Source organism: Nitrospira marina (assembly GCF_059568365.1).
In genome coordinates, this window is the sequence record NZ_JCANTH010000001.1 from 1959489 (window position 1) to 1978539 (window position 19051).

The 19051-nt window shown below is 48.8% G+C and carries 11 protein-coding genes; 10 read left to right on the forward strand and 1 reads right to left on the reverse strand.

Translation table 11 applies throughout. From position 1 onward, the window contains the following. The first annotated feature begins 178 nt into the window (after window positions 1-178). The 10 genes from LX98_RS08030 to LX98_RS08075 all read left to right on the forward strand — a co-directional run bounded on the left by LX98_RS08030 (window position 179) and on the right by LX98_RS08075 (window position 18058). Window positions 179-2884 carry a CHAT domain-containing protein gene (locus LX98_RS08030; protein ID WP_496428409.1) on the forward strand — a complete coding sequence of 902 codons (2706 nt, stop codon included), beginning with the start codon at window positions 179-181 and terminating at the stop codon, window positions 2882-2884. A gap of 79 nt (window positions 2885-2963) precedes the next feature. Continuing rightward, the gene (locus tag LX98_RS08035) at window positions 2964-6623 is read left to right on the forward strand and encodes a caspase family protein (RefSeq protein ID WP_496428410.1); all 3660 of its coding nucleotides are present in this window, start codon (window positions 2964-2966) and stop codon (window positions 6621-6623) included. A 123-nt stretch (window positions 6624-6746) separates the two neighbouring features. Next, window positions 6747-9533, forward strand: a complete 2787-nt coding sequence (locus tag LX98_RS08040; RefSeq protein ID WP_496428411.1) for a CHAT domain-containing protein — start codon at window positions 6747-6749, stop codon at window positions 9531-9533. Between the two features lie 486 nt (window positions 9534-10019). Continuing rightward, a complete protein-coding gene (locus LX98_RS08045) occupies window positions 10020-12473 on the forward strand; it encodes a CHAT domain-containing protein (protein ID WP_496428412.1) in 2454 nt (817 codons plus the stop codon). Between the two features lie 335 nt (window positions 12474-12808). Next, window positions 12809-13072, forward strand: coding sequence for a transposase (locus LX98_RS08050; RefSeq protein WP_496428413.1), 264 nt, complete (start codon window positions 12809-12811; stop codon window positions 13070-13072). Beyond that, window positions 13066-13899 carry an IS3 family transposase gene (locus tag LX98_RS08055; RefSeq protein WP_496428414.1) on the forward strand — a complete coding sequence of 278 codons (834 nt, stop codon included), beginning with the start codon at window positions 13066-13068 and terminating at the stop codon, window positions 13897-13899. The genes LX98_RS08050 and LX98_RS08055 overlap by 7 nt, the downstream gene beginning before the upstream one ends. Window positions 13900-14987: 1088 nt before the next feature. Next, window positions 14988-16643 carry an alpha-amylase family glycosyl hydrolase gene (locus LX98_RS08060; RefSeq protein ID WP_496428415.1) on the forward strand — a complete coding sequence of 552 codons (1656 nt, stop codon included), beginning with the start codon at window positions 14988-14990 and terminating at the stop codon, window positions 16641-16643. A gap of 194 nt (window positions 16644-16837) precedes the next feature. Further along, entirely contained in the window at window positions 16838-17347 is a 510-nt protein-coding gene (locus tag LX98_RS08065; protein ID WP_496428416.1) for an Rrf2 family transcriptional regulator, read from the forward strand. Between the two features lie 50 nt (window positions 17348-17397). Then, window positions 17398-17619, forward strand: a complete 222-nt coding sequence (locus tag LX98_RS08070) for a DUF2061 domain-containing protein (protein WP_312641722.1) — start codon at window positions 17398-17400, stop codon at window positions 17617-17619. Between the two features lie 34 nt (window positions 17620-17653). Next, on the forward strand, window positions 17654-18058 hold the full coding sequence (locus LX98_RS08075) for a DUF423 domain-containing protein (RefSeq protein WP_496428417.1): 405 nt from the start codon (window positions 17654-17656) through the stop codon (window positions 18056-18058). A 26-nt stretch (window positions 18059-18084) separates the two neighbouring features. On the opposite strand, the gene LX98_RS08080 is transcribed toward LX98_RS08075, so the two are convergent. Continuing rightward, window positions 18085-19014 (reverse strand): mechanosensitive ion channel domain-containing protein, encoded by a 930-nt coding sequence (locus LX98_RS08080; RefSeq protein WP_496428418.1) that lies wholly within the window; start codon window positions 19012-19014, stop codon window positions 18085-18087. Between the last annotated feature and the right edge of the window lie 37 nt (window positions 19015-19051).

Here is a 19051-nt window from a genome sequence, read left to right on the forward strand (position 1 = left end):
AAATTGAGGTTACCTCTCATCTCAAGCGAGTCTTTTTTTAGCAATCCAGTCAGAAAGTTAAGTTCTGAGTTCTGCCCTTTTAAATGCATCGGATCAGTCCTATTTACTTTATTGAAAATTTTTTTTACCGTAGGAAAAGATTCCTTCAATCATTTTTTAAAATGAAGGAGGAAAAGATATGGAAAATAAAAAGTATTCATATCGGTCTTTCGGGAAAACAAAGCTTTGTATGGAAAAATCCTTTTATTTGATCCCGACATTTATAATTTTAGTGGCAATTCTCTGTGTTTTCCCTCTATTCGCATGGGGAGGGGAGGCAAATGATAGTGAGTTGGAAGTACTAAAAATGGAAGGCGATTCCGCAGGGAAAAATTTTGATTACCTTCAAGCATATGAGAAATGGAAGGAAGGCTATCAACTCGCGAAAGCCAGAAAAAATAATAAATACATTGGAATCTTTTCTAATTATCTTGGGGTTTTATCCATTGAACGAGAAGACTTCAGAGAGGCAGAAAAATATCTTACTGAGGCTCTCCTAATATTTGAAGCACGTTTGGAATATGAAGAACATAAGGGAAAAGTTTTGCTTAATCTTGGGGTGGTGAAAGATAAACTAGGTGAATTTGGTGAGGCTGAAAAACACTACAAAAACGCTTTAAATATTTTTGAAGAAAAAAATGACTTAAAAGGAAAAGCAAAAGTCCTCATAGATTTGGGCATTTTGTTACAGCATGTGGGACTAGATGCCTCAGCACGCGATTATTTTTTACTAGCGATACCTCTTAAAGAGGACTTAAAGGACCCAAAGGGTAAAGCATCCGCTTTAATAAATTTAGGAAGGTCAGAAAGAAAGCTAGGACATAAAGACATGGCAAGACTTCATTTTAAAGAAGCGTTGGAGATATACAGAAATCCTCCGGACAAGAAAAGTATAGCAAGTGCGCTTCTTAATCTAGGATTAGTGGCATCTAATTCAGAGGAGGCAAAACAATTTTATGATGAAGCCAAATCTATTTGTACAGAGCTAAAATATCGAACTTGTTTAGGGACTTTATTCTATAATTCTGGAGTTCTTTTCTTTGAAGCAAAAAAATACCAAGATGCTTTACGTAGTTTTAAGGATGCGTTATTGATAGATGAAGAATTAGGCTTGAAAGGTGAGCGATGGAAGGTATTGGATGGATTGCAGCAAACATATGCGAAACTTTCACAGAGGCCGATTGCAATATTTTGGGGAAAGGAAGCGGTTAATGATATTCAAAATATGAGAGGGGAGCTCATAAATTTTGGCGAAAAAATCCAACGTTCGTTCATCAAAGATAAATATTATGTTTATGAGGCTTTAGCCACTTCCCTTATTGATGAAGGTCGCCTATGGGAGGCACAGCAGATCTTAGATATTCAGAAAGAAGAAGAATTATTCGATTTCTTGCAACGTCAGATTAAGGAGGTGAGACTTGAAACTCAAGTGTCTATGACAACTCAGGAGCGTAATTCGATTGACCAATTCCAAGCTCTTCGACCTAGAATAGTATGGTTGGGGCACAAATATGAAGAGCTTCTTCAACTTCGCCAAAAGCGTTCACTCACTACTGCTGAACAGTCAGAGCTAGAAAGAATTCAAACTGATTTGAATAATGCAAGTCAAAACTTCGATGAGTTTCTTAAAAAACTGGAGGTCGAATTTCAACAGACAACTAGGGAACAACAACGGGAACTTACTATAAAAGAACTTAAAAGCCAAGAGTCATTTAAATCCACTCTGAGGTCTTTGGGCGAGGGGACGGTTGCACTATATTTTCTGTCAACGAAAGAACGACTGATCGTGATTGTTACGAGTAGTGATGCTTCGCAGGTTCCATTTTATCATGAAACACAGATAGGAGAGCGCGATTTAAATCAAAGGATTTACGCTTTTCGGCAAATATTGCAAAATCCGCATTTGGATCCATTGATTGCAAGTCAAGAACTTTACAGCATAATTTTTAGTGGTATTGCTGAAGATCTTAAAGAGCTAAACACCAAAACGATTTTAGTTTATTTAGAAGGAGCCTTACGTTATTTACCTCTTTCTGCTCTTCATGATGGGAATAATTACTTGGCCGAACAATATGCAATAGTTCTTTATACTCCTGCAGTCAAAGATAGATTAGGTAGGGGACCATTTGTGGAATTGAAAGTCGCCGGGTTGGGCGTCAGTTTGCCAAGTGGGAGCTTTGCTGCTTTGCCAGCTGTGCCTGATGAATTGGATGGAATTGTAAAAGAGAATCGAGCGGATGACGTGCGAGGAGTCTTGCCGGGGATTCTACATCTTGATCAATATTTTACCAAAAAACAATTGAGTAATGCCTTGCGAAACGGATTTAATGTAGTCCATCTTGCAAGTCATTTTCGTTATGGTGGTGGGACGGAAAGTGAATCCTACTTTCTGCTAGGTGGCGGAGATAGGCTTACTCTTTCCGAATTAAGGGGGACTGAGTATCCTCTCTATAATGTCGAATTACTCACACTATCTGCATGTGAAACAGGTATAAGTGGTCCTACGATAGATGGGCAAACAATAGAGGGTTTGGGCGCCCTGGCTCAAGAGCGGGGGGCAAAGTCTGTGTTAGCCACTTTATGGGAAGTTGCTGATCATAGTACAGGGATTTTTATGCAATTATTTTATAAAATTCTGCAGGAGGAAAAGTTAACAAAAAGCCACGCTCTTAAACGTGCACAGGAGATGTTCATTCGAGAAAAAGATTTTGGTGAATTACTTAGTATAAATGAGTCAAGAGCTCCAGGAAATAAAGGCATGGAAAATTTAATCTTGCCTCCCAATAGTTACTACGCCCATCCCTATTTTTGGGCGCCTTTTATTCTGATGGGAAATTCTTTATGACTCAAAAATAAAAAATGGGATTTTCCCCAGCTAGAATAGATCCTGCGTTTCTCACCCCTTGCCAAGGAGGGCTTATGAAATGGATACCCTTCCTTCTCCATCCCTTCATAGTTTTACGGCTGCACTTGGTTTATTCCTCTTCATTGTAGTGACCTCCGATGCTTCGGCCCAACAAAGTAAGCGGGCTCTGTTAATCGGTATTGATAATTACAAATCTGATCGTATTTCTGATCTACGTGGATGTGTAAATGATGTGGAACTTATGCGCAATATTTTAGTAGGAAAATTTAATGTGCCAGCCGAAAATGTCACCGTTTTAAAAAATGAACAAGCGACGCATGCGGGAATCGTTGAGGCCATTCAGACACATTTGATCGCCAAATCCCAGCCGGATGAGGTGGTGATCCTCCATTACAGCGGACACGGATCACAAATGAAGGATACCGACGGAGACGAAATAGATGGCCTGGATGAAACCATTGTCCCCCATGATAGTCGGACAGAAGGAGTGTTCGATATTAGTGACGACGATATCAATGGCCTACTGGCACAGCTGACCCAGAAGACAAAACATGTGACGGTGATTCTTGACAGTTGCCATTCAGGAGCCGCGGCCCGTGGGGGCACAACGGTAAGGGAAATTGATCCTGATGATCGGATTCCTCCCCCTGCTCCGGCCTATGCTCGGAGCTCACGAGCAGTGGGAGAAGGGGACGCGGACTTTCGATTGAATGGGTCCAATTACGTCCTGATATCCGGCTGCTTATCGACCCAACTGTCGAACGAATCGGTCTTCAATGACCGGCGGCATGGTGTGTTGACCTGGTTTCTGGCTGAGGCGTTACAAGCCGCAGGGGACACGACCACCTATGAGAGCTTAATGGATGAGGTAAAACGAGACGTCACCATGAAATTTCCTACCCAAGCACCTCAACTCGAGGGACTGGGAACCAATCAAGTGGTGTTCGGAACGGACCAAATCAATACACGTCCCTATGTGCTGGCGAATCCCTTGGGGGAAGGAAAAGTGCAGCTCGAGGGGGGAACGGTCTATGGGTTTCGAAAAGGCTCGACCCTAGAGGTGTATTCACCCAAAACCGTCGACTTTGATAAAACCACGCCGCTTACCACCGTTAAAGTTTTTGAGGTTGAGGATTTTTCGGCCAAAGCCGAAGTAGTGGGAGGCGAACAGGCCATCCCTCTCGGATCCAAAGCGGTGATCGAGGCTATTCATTTTGGATCAACCGCAATTCCCCTCTATATCGATGATCAATCGTCCTCCACCTTGAAACCAGTGCGGGATGGTCTGGCTTCCATGGAAGCGCTTCAGTTGGTCCAACAGGAAATTGACGCGCAACTCATCCTCCAGGAAAAAAAAGGAAAAGTGATCTTACGAAGTGGCGATTTAGAACTTTTGGCGCCCCCGGTGCAGGTGACCAGCCAAGGGTTTGCTGACACCGTCATTCAGCAGGTGAAAGATGTTGTCCATTGGTTGACGGTCTTAGAATTGAAAAATCCCAATCCCAAATTTCCCATTGAGTTTCAGGTGCAACGCAGAGAGGACCCACAGGGATCTCCCACGCCCCAAGAAGTGATTTCGGGAACCTACCTGATGTACAAGGTCACCAATAAGGCCACGGTTCCCTTATACATTTATATTTTAGATGTCTCGAGCGATGGTGCGGTGTATTTGCTGTACCCGCCCGTCTCCGGACAGCAAGAGGCTCTGCCTCCCGGGCAACGGTTGGTGAAGACACAGGATTTTGTCGTCCCCACAGATCACCCCACATCGAATGTGGTGGATGTTCTTAAAGTGATCGCCACCAATAAACCGATCAACCCGGCCCTGTTTCCCAGAGGCAAGCTTCGATCCGCTCCTCTCCCGGATACGAGAAGTGATCAAAGTCCGCTCGAACGCTTTTTAGCCTTTGCCACGCATGGGACCCGGGCCCCAGGGGGATATGACAAGCGTCCCGACCCCGACTCGTGGGTCACTGTACAAAGAGGGTTTACGATTACGCGGCCGACGGTCAAGGTGGCCGGCTATTCGGCCACGTTTACCCAACCGCAAACCGCGGACACTCTCAAAAGAAATTTGGAGGATACGCGAAGCAAAGAAGGACCAACGGACTCCTCAGAATCCTGTTTGAACCTTAGCCCCATGGCAAAAAATGGCACCGTATTTGAGGCTCTGCCCTGTCAGGTCACCCGCGGGGGGGAGGAAGTGTTATCGATTGGCCAAGCCTTTGACCGGGCGTATGCCATTCAAAAACAATTGGGTGCCCAACGAGTTGAACCCAATTTGGAAGTGCCCATGCCGGATTTGGAAACCGAACGCGGTATCGACAAACGAAGTAGCGGGGAGGAAGACCGCCATGATCCCCTGGCAGAACAAGATGATCAATGGAGCTTAAAACAGATTCGGGTAGCGGAAGCCTGGCAAAAAATTCGAGAAAAATACCAAGCGCCCGAAGGCTCGGAAGCGGAAGCCATTTTGATCGCGCATCCCGATACTGGGTATCGAATGCATCCGGAGATCTGGGCAGAAACCAATGGCCACCGGCCCATCGATGTGGCGAAGGGGTATAACTACTATGAAGGCAATGGCAATCCTGAAGACCCCTTGCTCAGCGATCGAATACTGGACAATCCTGCTCATGGGACGGCAAGTGGCAGCGTTATTGTCAGCCCCCCAGGTTGCCAATTGTCTGGTGCAGACAAGTGCGTCAATGGAATTGCCCGCGGTGCTCAAATAATTCCGTTGCGCGTCCATCGCACGGTCGCTCAATTTAAAACCGCTAATTTGACCCAGGCGATTCAAGATGTGGCCGATGGAAAAGTCTCCGGAGACCCGAAGCTCATCTCAATTGCTATGGGCGGTCCCCCCACTTACAGCATGTGGAAAGCGGTGAAAGCCGCAGAGGCCAAGGGGATTTTAATGGTTGCCGCTGCAGGCAACTACGTGCGGACCGTTGTGTGGCCAGCGCGCTTTGAATCCACGATTGCGGTGGCCGCGCATAATGTGCGCTGTCAACACTGGAAGCATTCCTCGAATGGAGCGGCCGTGGACATCAGCGCCCCGGGAGAATCCGTATGGCGGGCCACCCTCAATGAGCAACATGATGACATCAATGGTATGGGGAAGGGGACGACCTTTGCCACTGGCAACACTTCGGGATCGGCTGCTCTTTGGTTAGCGTGGCATCGGGATAATCCCGAATTGAAAGATCTTCAAGCCAAAGGGCTGGTCACCAAGACATTTCGTCGGATCTTAAAAAAGAGTTCCTGGCGCCCGAGTGCTGATCCTGCAAAAAACCCGAAGGGGACTTCTTGTCAGGGGACGCAATGGGATGAAAATTATGGGCCGGGGATGCTAGATGTGGCGACGATGTTGGAAAAACCTCTTGGAGAGACTCGCGATGTGGAACCGACGGAGGCCTCTATGGGTGAACTCCCAGAGTTGCCCTTGTTCTCTTCCCTCTACGCTCCTGGAACGAATCCGGACACGATTCGGAACGACTACCAGGCCCTGTTTGGTGAAACGCGGGGATCTGATCTAGAGGCTGTGTCCTCCTATGAAACCGAAATTCTCTATCACTATACCGTCAATGAAGACGTGCAACGCGCGCTGGATGCCATAGTGCAAACCCAGCGAGGCGGAGAACCCTACGAACGGGCCAACAGTGCACTCCGAAAACAAGATCTTTCATCGCAGTTACGAACAATTCTAACCCAATAGCCTCATGTTTCACTGTTGAGGGAGTTATTCATGATCTCATGGGTCAAATGGAAGGACCATAAGAATTTTAAACCATCCAGCTTTTCAGGTTTCTTGAGTTTAGTGCAGAGAAGTTGGGGGAAAATGATGGGGTCATTGTGCCTAGCCTTGGGGTTACTGACGGCTTGTTCCCCATCTATTAAAGAACTTGCAACGGAAGGTGAGATCGCCTTTGAACGTTCCGATTACCCTGAGGCTTTGCAAGATTGGGAAGAAGGCCTCCACGTGGCCACTGTGCAGGGGAACCTCCCATTTAAGCTTTGGTTTTTATTGAACCTTAGCATGGTGTCGGGAATTTTTGCTCATTACGCTGACGCGGAACGCTATGCTGCGCAAGCATTGACGATGGCACGAGATCTTAACGATCGAAGAATGGCGGCGAGGGCGCTGTACAATTTATCCTGGGTGTCAATGCGCATTGGGCGGTATGAGGAAGCGATACCCTATCTTGAGCAGGTATTGGGTCTGGAGGACCAAGGTATGGAAATGTGGGCATTGGGCAACTTAGCCACGGTGTCCATGGCCTTGGGCCAGTATGAGGAAGCGAGACGCTATTATGAAAATGAACTGGCGCTTGCTCAAAAGGCAGGACGCCATTTTGAGCAATCCCAGGCGCTGAGTGGCCTAGGCGTTGTGTACCAGTTGTTGGGACAGTATGAAGAAGCGGGACATTATTATAAAAAAGCGCTTGCGCTTGCCAAAAAGTCAAGCCATCCAGAGCTAGAAGTATCCATGTTCGTCAATCTCGGCTTTATCTTCCAGGCTTTGGGTCAGTACGAGGAAGCTGGACGATATCTTGAGCAGGCCCAGGCTCATGAGCAGGTTCTGGCCAGAAAGTCGCACGATCTAGCTTCAAAGGCGGCGCGGCTTACCATGTTAGGCACCCTGTCACAGCGTTTGGGTCAGGATGAGGCAGCCCGGCAGAAACATGAGCAAGCCCTCGCGCTGGCCCGAGGGCTAGGCGACAGAGGGACGGAAGCACATGCCTTAACGGGCCTCGGCGCTGTGTCTTCCAGTCTAGGGCAATATGAGATGGCCCGGCATTATTTCGAGCAGGCACTGCTAATTGGGGTGGAAGTGGGCATGCCAGAAATCTATTGGCGGGTGCTAAAAGGGTTGCAGGTGACCCATGCGGATTTGGAGCAGATGTCCGCCGCCATCTTCTATGGCAAGCAAGCGGTCAATACGATTCAGGCCATGCGCACCCACCTAATGGCGTTAGAGCCCTCCCTGCAACAGTCCTTTCTGATGGACAAATACTTTGTCTATCGCGAGGTGGCTGATCTGCTCATTGAGGCTGGCCGGCTGTGGGAAGCGCAACAAGTGCTGGTCATGCTCAAAGAGGACGAATACTTCGACTTCATCCGCCGACGGGGGGAGGCCGATCCGCGTGATCAGCAAGCGGTCATGAGCCAGACAGAACGCCAGTGGGATGAGCGATATCAAGAAATTCGATATCGGCTGGTGTCTTTAGGCCAAAAGTATCAAACTCTCAAAAAGAAAAATGAGGTTGGATCATTAACTCCCGAGGAGGCAGCCCGATTCACGGCCTTAGATGAGGATCTTCGAATCGCCCGGCAAGCCTTTAGTCAATATTTCCAAGACTTGCAAGTGGCCTTTTCACAACTCGGGGGGACAGCCGCTGTGGCCTTCGGGGAAAAAGATCTCAAGAGTCTCAAGGCCTTCCAGGGAACCCTCCAGCGGTTAGGGCAGGACACCGTGCTCATTCATTTCCTTCCGATGGAAGACCAACTGCGTATCATCCTGACCACGGCCAATGCCGCGGTGCCGCCCATTCCCCGGGAAAGCCCAATTACACGTGGCGATCTGAATAAACTCATTTTCGAGTATCGGGAGATCTTACAAAATCCACAGCTCGATCCCAGGGCCAAAGGACAAGCGCTCTACCAGGCCATCTTGGGCCCCCTCGAACATGATCTGCAAGAGCTAAAGGCTAAGACCCTGTTGGTGTATTTGGATGGGGTGATGCGTTATCTCCCGCTGGCGGCCCTTTATGATGGGGAGCACTATGTGGCGGAACGCTATGGCGTCGTCATGTATACCACGGCAGCCAAGGCGGAAATCCGAACCCATCCCGTGGCCCACTGGCGGGCGGCCGGGTTAGGGGTGAGTCACGGGGCCCAGGGGTTCGACCCCTTACCGGCGGTAGAGGAAGAATTGGATGGCATTATTAAAGATGAAGGCAATGCCCAGGATGTTTACGGTGCTTTGCCGGGCCGCATGTTTCTCAATACACAATTCTCCGCTCAACAACTGCAAACGGTCTTACAGAATGAGACCGCCCCTTATCCTGTCATCCATTTGGCCAGTCATTTTCACTTTCATCCCGGTTCGGATGTGGATTCGTTTCTGGTGTTGGGGGAAGGCAAGCACCTGACCTTAGCCGAACTGCAAGAGGGTCACTACCCCATGACGCACGTGGACCTGCTGACGTTGTCCGCCTGTGAAACGGGGATCGGGAGCGCTTCAACTAAGGAAAGCCAGGCGGAAGGGGAAAAAAGGGATGGTCGGGAGGTAGAGGGATTTGGCGTGCTGGCCCAGAATCAAGGAGCCAAAGCGGTGATCGCCACCTTGTGGTCTGTGGCGGACCGGAGCACAGGGCAATTCATGCAATGGTTTTATCAATTACGGGAAACGGAAAAATTGACCAAAGCCGAAGCCCTGCGCCGAGTGCAGGAGATGTTTATTCGAGGCGAGACACTAAACCAAGAATCGGGTGAATATACCTCAACCCGTGCACCAGGTTCAGGAGTGACGAATGGGGGGCAGCCTTTCAACATGGATCTCGCCGCACCATACGCCCATCCCTATTACTGGGCCCCCTTCATCCTCATGGGAAATTTTCTCTAGCATTTGAATTTGAGATTGGGGTTCATTCCTGGGAACTTGAATGTTTAGGTGTTAGAAAAGGAAGTTCTCAACATGCTTGATGCCACGCTGCACCGTATTCTCGAAAATTTTGTAAATAGTCAGAGTGATTTACAAGTTGGGTTCAAGAATGTAGTTCGAGACCGCTTATTGAAAAGAAATTATTCACAGCCTTATCTAATTCGGAAAGTATACCTTCCCTATATGGAGGGATAAGTTATGAGTCAGAGAAAATTCCGGATGGTTTTCTTCATTTTGTGGGCTTTTTTGCTTGGCCCAGGCTTCGCTTGCAGCCACAAAAAGGTACAAGATTTTGGTCCAGCTGAACAAAGACCTGTAGGAGACTTTGGTCCCGCTTCACAAAGAGCAGCGGATGATTTTTCGCCTATTAGCAATGTCCCTATCTACGATGGAAGAGGAGATTTTTACCCAATAGCAAAGGGAGATTCACCTGGTGATCGGGAAGGGATGCGAGACTTATTGTCCGGTGAAAAGCAGGAATTAGAACAGCCTGCCATTGATAAACGCTCCTTGGATTTTTCGCCTGTTTCACAAATGCCAATTCCTGAAGAGACCCGGGATCTTTCTCGGGCGAGATATCTCACTAACCTCGGGGTCGAAGCATGGAGAAATGGTGAATATGCCAGTGCCCAAAAGTACCAGACGGAAGCCCTGACCATTAATCGGGAGGTAAATGACCGGGAGGGGGAGGCCAAAATTTTAACGAACCTTGGTCTTGTGGCCAGAGCCCTTGGGGACTATGCCACTGCACGCGAGTATCAAAAAGAGGCTCTCAAACTACATCAGCAGCTGCAAAAAAAGAAAGATGTGGCAAAGAATTTAAACAATTTGGGAGTTGTAGAGCGAATGGTGGGTGACTATGGCCAAGCGTTGGAGTATTTCGAGCAGGCGTTGGCCCTTGATCGGGAATTGAGGGACCGTTCTTCTGAGGGAAAAGACTTAATTAACCTGGGAGTGGTCCATACAAAACTCACCCAGTATGCCAGTGCACGAGAAAATTTTGAAAGGGGGCTAGCTATTCATCGGGCCCAGGGTGATCGAGTTAGTGAGGGGAAAGCTCTCTTGGGTATCGCTATAGTATACTTACGTCTCGGGAAGTCTTCTGAATCCCGCGAATATTTCAAGTTGGCACTGGCGGCGGTGGATGAGGTCGATGACATAGAAACGCGCTGGCGAGTGATGAAAGGGCTTCAGGAAGTTTATGTTCTTCAAAAAACTGTTCCAGCTGCTATCTACTTTGGCAAGCAAGCGGTCAATACTTTACAGAGTATGCGGGGGCGACTTACCAGATTGGAACAATCGCTTCAACAGTTATTTGCGGAAAGCAAACGCTTTGTTTATGAACAACTGGCAGATCTGCTCATTGATGAGGGGCGCCTTTGGGAAGCACAGCAAGTGTTGGCCATGTTGAAGGAGGAAGAATATTTTGACTTCATTCGACGACAGGGGGAGGATACAGGACTACTCACACAACTGGCGCTTACTCCGCATGAACGAGAATATGTGGCACGCTATCAGGCTCTGCAACCCCTTATTGTGACACTTGGGAGACGCTATGGCGAACTTCTGCAACATCAACAACAGCGGGATCTTAATTTTAATGAGCAGACAGAATTTCAGCAGATCGAGGCCGATCTCAATCACGTCCGTCAGGCCTTTGAGGTGTTTTTGCGGGACCTGGAAGTGGCGTTTAAGGAGGCACCGCGTGAGCAAGAGCGGGAGTTTCCTGAAGCCGAATTGAAGAATCTGGAAGCGTTACAATCGACCCTGGCTACCTTGGGCCCGGGGACGGTGGCGCTGCATTATTTCTCCACTAAAGATCGGCTACGAGTGATTGTGACAAGCGGTGTGATTTCTCAGGTGCCTTTCCATCGGGATAGCCCAATTGAGGAAGTGAATCTGAATCGTCAGATTCTCGCTTTTCGGAAAACCATGGAAAACCCACATATGGATCCGTTACCCCAGGCGCAAGACCTGTACAACCTACTCTTTGGGAGGGTTGCCGAGGACCTGAATAAATTTGAAGCCAAAACACTGCTGGTTTATCTGGATGGAGCCTTACGCTATTTGCCACTCTCAGCCCTCCATGATGGGACCCGTTATGTCGCAGAAAAGTATGGAGTGGTGCTCTATACCCCTGCGGCGAAAGATAAGCTGAAAGATCGCCCCTTGGACGAGTGGCGTGTGGCCGGAATGGGGGTGAGTCAGGGAAGTGGGAACTTTTCCGCTCTTCCCGCGGTCCCTGAGGAATTGGATGGGATCGTCAAAGAAGCTCGGGATGATGACTTGCGCGGCGTGTTACCGGGAATCACGAATCTTGATCAAGCTTTTACGAAAGAACAATTCAGTGGAAATTTGCGGCGGGGCTATCCTGTGGTGCATCTGGCCAGTCACTTTCACTTTGGCGGGGGAACAGATGTGGACTCCTACTTCCTGGTGGGGGGAGGAGAGAAGCTCACATTGTCGGAGTTTAAAGGCATGGCCTATCCCTTGGGCCAAGTGGATTTATTGACGCTTTCGGCGTGTGAGACGGGCGTGGGTGGAGCGGGCCAAGATGGACGAGAGGTGGAGGGATTAGGGGCCTTAGCGCAAAGGCGTGGCGCCAAAGCCGTCATGGCGACCCTGTGGTCTGTGGCGGATCGGAGCACGGGACAGTTTATGCAGTGGTTCTATCAATTGCGACAAGAAGAAAAACTAACCAAAACCGAGGCGCTACGGCGCGTGCAGGAGATGTTTATTCGAGGCGAGTCACTGGACCAAGAATTGGTTGCAGATACCTCACTCCGTGCACCAGGATCTGGGGGGGCAAACGGGAGCCAAACTTTCCCCGTAGATCCTGCCGCTAAATATGCTCATCCCTACTACTGGGCGCCATTTATCCTGATGGGAAATTTTCTTTGAAGAGTTTGTGTCTATGTTAATTTAAACATGGATTATATCCCACCCAGGGAATTCCGAATTTTGTGCAAGGAAAGTTCGATGATTGTTCAGCCACTCACCCCATTCATAACCAGAGAATATTATTGGTGATTTTTAAATTCTTCTACCCTATGCTGCAAGGAATGCAAAGAACTCTGGTCCGGGTCTAGCCATCTGAAAAGTTCCAAAATCGTCCACTAGCCCCAGCCTTAATCACTTTTCTCATCCAGAGGGAGGACGCTATAAAGGATGTGGAGTGCTCCCCGAATTTTGGACCAGCGTTATGTTAGGTTTTCCTCAACCTGAGGAGGACCAACATGAAGAAGACGCGATTCACGGAAGAACAAATTGTGCGCATCCTCCGAGATGCGGAAGCGAGCACGATTGAGCAAGCGGCCCGGCACCATGGCGTCTCAGCCCAATCCATTTATCGGTGGAAGCGGCAGTTTGGGCAGATGGAGGTGGCCGATGTCCGCGAGTTGCGACACCTGCGGCAGGAGAATATGCGGCTGAAAAAGGTTCTGGCTGAACGGGACCTGGAAGTGGAAGTGATGAAGGAATTGCAGGCAAAAAAGTGGTAACCCCACACGCACGACGGCAACTGGCCAAGGTGGCTTGTGCCTGTGGGCTTCGGACGCGACGAGCTGCGTGGCTCTGTTCGACGCCACGCTCTGGGCTGAACTATCGGTCGCGCAAAGTGCGACGGGATGTCCGACTGGCCCAAGCTCTGCGCGGAGTGATCACACGCTATCCGCAGTGGGGGTATCGGTTAGCCGGAAGCTTTCTCCAAGGTCGTGGCTGGTCGGTGAATCTCAAACGAATTCATCGAGTGTGGCAACAACAGGGGCTGGGCCTTCCGAGGCGGAAGCGCCGCAGAAAGTTTCGCACGGGATGCACTGTCCAGCCAAGAGCGAAGACCCAACATGATGTCTGGAGTTGGGATTTTGTCCACGATACCTATGCCCAGGGCGAACCCTTTCGGTGTCTGACGGTCAAAGATGAAGCCGCACGATTTTGTTTGGCGATTGAAGTGGCCCGTTCATTGACTCATCGACAGGTCATCACCGTGTTGCAGCGGTTAATTGCTCGCTTTGGACGTCCACGGTATATCGGGAGTGATAACGGCCCCGAATTCATTGACCAGCACCTCACAACCTTTTTGAACGACCAGGAGATTATCCCGAGTCGGATCGAACCCGGCAAACCCTGGCAGAATGGCAGTAACGAAAGTTTCAACGGCACATTGCGTCGTGAATGCCTCGATGCCGAACTCTTTCAGAGCTTGCCAGAGGCCAGGGTCGTGATCGAGGATTGGCGACGCCGGTATAATTACGAACGGCCACACAGTGCGCTCGCCTACCAAGTGCCCGCGGCTGTTTTTGAGGGAGCATTTATCCGAAAAACCTAACATCCCAACTGGCCAAAGAATGGGGGCAGGTCAGATGTATGACCCCCCCTCCTAATTTCTCGCCGCCCTCTTTTGGAAAAGGGAAATCTACTCCCGGCTTTGGTCCGTTTTGAATCTATTGCAATCGCACTTCATCACACCTGAAAGAACAGTTTTGTCTTCATTGACTGGGATATGGTCATTCTCTATCTTGCCTAATCATTCTTGGTCGTAGGGGGATCAGTTGAGACTTCGGATTTGAAAATTGTTTCAGATCACACCGAATTAATTCGAGTCTTCGAGGCTATGATTGTCGATGTTGTTGGTTATGGCCAAACGATATGAGATGGGAGCAAGGAATGCCGGGGCTGGGAAAATGCCATTTCAAAATTAGTGTAGATTAAAGATCCAACCAGGAAGGTAAACCCTGTCAACTTATGACGTTGGATTCTAAGTATGGGGGCAACTATGGGGGTAACATTTAAACGATCAATTGCAAATACGTTTTAACATCATACAGTTACTCAGACTTTTCGGTAGCCGTGCCCCCACCACTTCAAAATCCCAAGACATCCGATACAGTATAATGATGAGACGAAAAGCCGCTGTATAAGCGGCTTTTTTTGTTTTCTGGTATCGGCGGTTTAGCAAATCCATTAACAGCCTCTGGCCCAGACATCTTGAGGGTAACTGACCCACAATGAAATAGAGCTACGCTCGAGTGGACTTAATCCCTACTGAGATCGGCAAGGTTTCCCACGCGAAGGCTACTTATGGGGAACTCCATAAAGGGAATGCTCGTGTGCATTCTCCATGTAAAATAACTGAGGAAGAACTGGCTATATAGTAAGGCGGATGCGAATGCATCTTCAGATTTTTAGCCAGAATTTTTAAGAGTTTTCAAATTAAGTGAATGGCATTTCATGTCATTGGCTTTCAGTCATCGAAAATGATTCTTTCCATTTCCTCTTCAGGCATTGTTCCACGAGGCTGGAAGTGGTTAAATCGTCAATATTTTATTCTTTGTGGGTTTAATGAAATTTCCACAGCCTTGAATGTGGGTGGTAAGTTGATGGAATCAGAGAGGCTAGGAGGACACATCCGGTACCGTGATTGAAGATCTTTGGTATAAAAATAATGTGATCTATAGTCTCGACCTCGAAACGTTTATGGACACCGACGGGGATGGGGTAGGGGACTTTGAGGGCCTGACGAGAAGGCTGGACTATTTGCATGCCTTAGGAATCGGGACGATTTGGCTCTCCCCGTTTCAACCTTCACCAAACCGGGACAATGGGTACGACATCTCGGATTATTATGGTGTAGATCCTCGTCATGGATCGAGCGGCGACTTTGTGGAGTTTATGCACCAGGCGCAAAAACGGGGAATCAAGGTCATCATGGACCTTGTGGTGAATCACACATCGAAACAACATCGGTGGTTTCAGCATGCGTGTAAGAATACGAACTCCTCCTATTTCGACTGGTATGTATGGTCAAAAAAGCTTCCGTCGGACTGGAATCAAGGCATGGTTTTCCCCGGTGTCCAAAAGGGAACTTGGACCTATGAGAAGAAGGTCCATGAATACTACTTTCATCGTTTTTATGATTTTCAGCCCGATTTGAATATGGGCAATCCAGAAGTGCGTACGGAGATCAGGCGGATTATGGGATATTGGTTGGAATTAGGCGTGGCGGGATTTCGTGTTGACGCGGTGCCGTTCATCATTGAAACACCGGCCCCCGGAAAAAAGAAACCGGTGATGCGGTACGAATACCTCACTGAGATGCGGAATTTTCTGCAGTGGCGCTGTGGGGATGCCATCCTGCTGGGTGAAGCCAATGTTTTGCCCAAGCAGAATCGGAAATATTTCGGGGAGAATGCTGAGGGCATCCACATGATGTTCAATTTCTTCGTAAACCAACACCTGTTTTTTGCGTTGGCGACATCGGATATTGCCCCTCTTGTTCATGCGCTGAAAGCCACGCAAGATCTTCCGCCCACCGCACAATGGGGTCAGTTTCTCCGCAATCATGACGAACTCGATTTAGGGCGGCTGACTCCGGAACAACGAGAAAAAGTGTATGCGAGATTCGGACCTGAAAAACGCATGCAACTGTACGATCGTGGTATCCGGCGACGTTTAGCGCCCATGCTGGGGGACCGACGGCATATCGAATTGGCCAATAGCTTGCTCTTTTCTCTACCCGGCACGCCCGTGATCCGATACGGAGATGAGATTGGCATGGGCGATGATTTGACCTTAAAAGAACGTGCGGCTGTGCGCACGCCTATGCAATGGTCGGACGAGGCCCAGGCTGGGTTTTCCACAGCTGAACACACGATTCTTCCTGTCATTGAATCCGGTATTTATAGTTACAAGCAGATTAATGTTGAAGCGCAACGACGGGATCCCGGTTCCTTACTGAATTGGACAGCACGGATGATCCGTGTCCGCAAGGAATGTCCGGAAATCGGCTGGGGCTCGTGGAAAATCCTTCATACAGGTTCTTCGAAAGTGCTGGGCATGCGATATGATTGGCGGGGAAATTCCCTGGTGGTGCTGCATAATTTTGATGAAAAACCCCAAGAAGTCCGGATTCGTCCCGGCGTGGAGGGTGGAGATCGGTTAGTCAATCTTCTAGCAGAGGAAGAAAGTCGCAGTCCTTCTTCCGGCATCCATAAAATGGCACTTGAATCGTACGGATACCGTTGGTTCAGAGTAGGAGATCTGAATTATGTGATCCACCGGAAGCGGGCCTGACCTCCATACATCGCGGAGTGTGATTTAAAGATAGAGAACCTTTACTAGCGATGGCCTTGGGCCGATGCCAGTGAGGCCATCGAAAATTCTCCCCCCGCTTTCCCATATCCCTCATAAAATCCCGGAGTGTTGTCTAGCAACCTAACCCAATATATGTTAATTGTGCATAATATTAGTTAACTTTATGTAGTATTATGCGATTTTCTAAAAAAAGCGAATATGCCTTGCGGGCCATGATGGAGCTGACTCAGGAGTTCGGGAAGGGACTCGTGCAACGGAAATCCCTGGCGGAGCGGCAGAATATTCCATTGGGTTTTTTGGAAATGATTTTGTTGTCCTTAAAAAACGCAGGACTGGTTGGAAGTCGTCGGGGCACCCATGGCGGGGTGTATTTAATTAAGTCGCCCCGCGAAGTCACCTTGGGGCAGATTATTCGCCTTCTGGATGGCCCTCTTGCACCGATTGCCTGTGTGAGTCAGACAGCGTATCAAAAATGCCAGGATTGTCCTCATTCGGCAACGGCGACGTGTCCGATTCAGCGCATCATGCTGGATGTGCGGAACGCCATTGCATCGGTCCTTGATCATTACACCCTTGAAGATTTTGTATTCTCCAAACCGGGAGGGGGAGTCCCCACTATGAAAACACAACCGGTTCCAGGTGCAACGCAGAAGAAAAAAAAACCGTCGAAAAACTCATCTTAGTCAATATTTTTGCTGTTCTCACGCGGCAAGATCAAGGATAAGAGGAACCTATGGAAACTCATTGGCGTAGTGTGGTGAAGGGTGTGAGTTGGCGGGCAGTTGGGACGTTGGATACCACCCTTTTGGTGTTTATTTTTTCTGGAGAACTCCTTCTTGCCGCGTCGGTGGGATTAACCGAATTGGTCACGAAAATTTTTTTATATTGGCTTCATGAGCGAGTTTGGCAAAAGATTCAATGGGGACGGATCTATCCGACAACCAGTTCACCATGAATGAGGTCCCCTTCACCATAAAAGGATAAAAAGTATGGCACGGCAAATACTGATAAGTGGGGCGCTGATGGCTTTCCTTGGTGTTGCGATTGGCGCCTTTGGCGCACATGGACTCAAGCCATTTCTTTCTGAACAGATGTTGGGGGTCTTTGAAACCGGTGTGCGGTATCATTTGATCCATGCCCTGGCTATGCTCAGTGCCGGACTGAGTCTGGTTTATGCTCCCCTTCGCCAGTTCAGGTGGGCGGGTTGGGCCTTTTTCCTGGGCATCGTGTTGTTTTCAGGAAGCCTGTATGTCATGTCCCTATCGGGTGCACGTGGATTGGGGATGATCACTCCTTTTGGAGGGCTGTGTTTTCTTGTGGGGTGGGGCTTGTTGGCGAGAGGCTATTGGAAAGCCTTTCCCCACCAAAAGGCTCCATTTTCTCCACCAGAGTAAGGCGTCGAGTCCTTAATGCCCCATGATTAAGACGTTGACCTTTCAGTCGCAGGCAACATGTTTTTGACGACAAATGGCGGGCTGGCCTCTCCCATATAGAGCGTGCGATGCGGAAAGGGAATTTCAATTCCATTTTGATCGAAGGCTTTTTTCAGGCGCCGCCGGTATTCTCGCCCGACTCCCCATTGCTCAATGGGCATAGTTTTGATCCGGGCTTTAATCACGACTTCTGATTCTCCAAAGGCATCTACACCCAATATTTCAATGGGTTCCAGGATTTTCCTGCCCAATTGCTCATCTTGCTGTAAGTCTGTTCCGACCTCTCGCATAATTGCCGTCACGCGGTCAGTGTCTTCTTTGTAGGCCACGCCTATATTCATGACATAGGCAGACCAATCTTTGGTCATGTTGGAAAGAGTCGTGACGGTGCCATTCGGAAAAATGTGGACGGTTCCTGCCTGGTCGCGAAGGGTAATGGTTCTAAAACTGATGGATTCGACTAAGCCCCCGGTTCCATTGACCACGGCCACATCTCCAACCCGTACCTGGTTTTCTAAAATCATAAAAAATCCGTTAATGACATCCCGGACCAGATTTTGTGCGCCAAAGCCAACGGCAAGACCCACAATGCCGGCACTGGCGATAATGGGTGTGATGTCCAACCCGATTTGATCCAACCCCATCACGACGGCAATGACCCAGACCAAGGTCAGGCCGATCGTCAGAAGCAAGCCGATGAGAGTTTTAACACGTTTTTCAGCGGCCACCCGGTTCTTATCATCGTTTTCTTTTATTCTGAGTAAAAAGATCTCGAGTTTGTGCAGGCCGAACCGGACGGCACGTATCCCAACATAGGTAACCACCAGGATAAGGAGAAGCCGCAAGCTGGCCTCCATCATCACCACCGACTTGGCTGCGAGAAAGGGAGTAAGCTTTTCAAAACCAAAAGATTCCATCTATGACCTCCTTAAAGAGAAAGAAATGAGTCAGTTC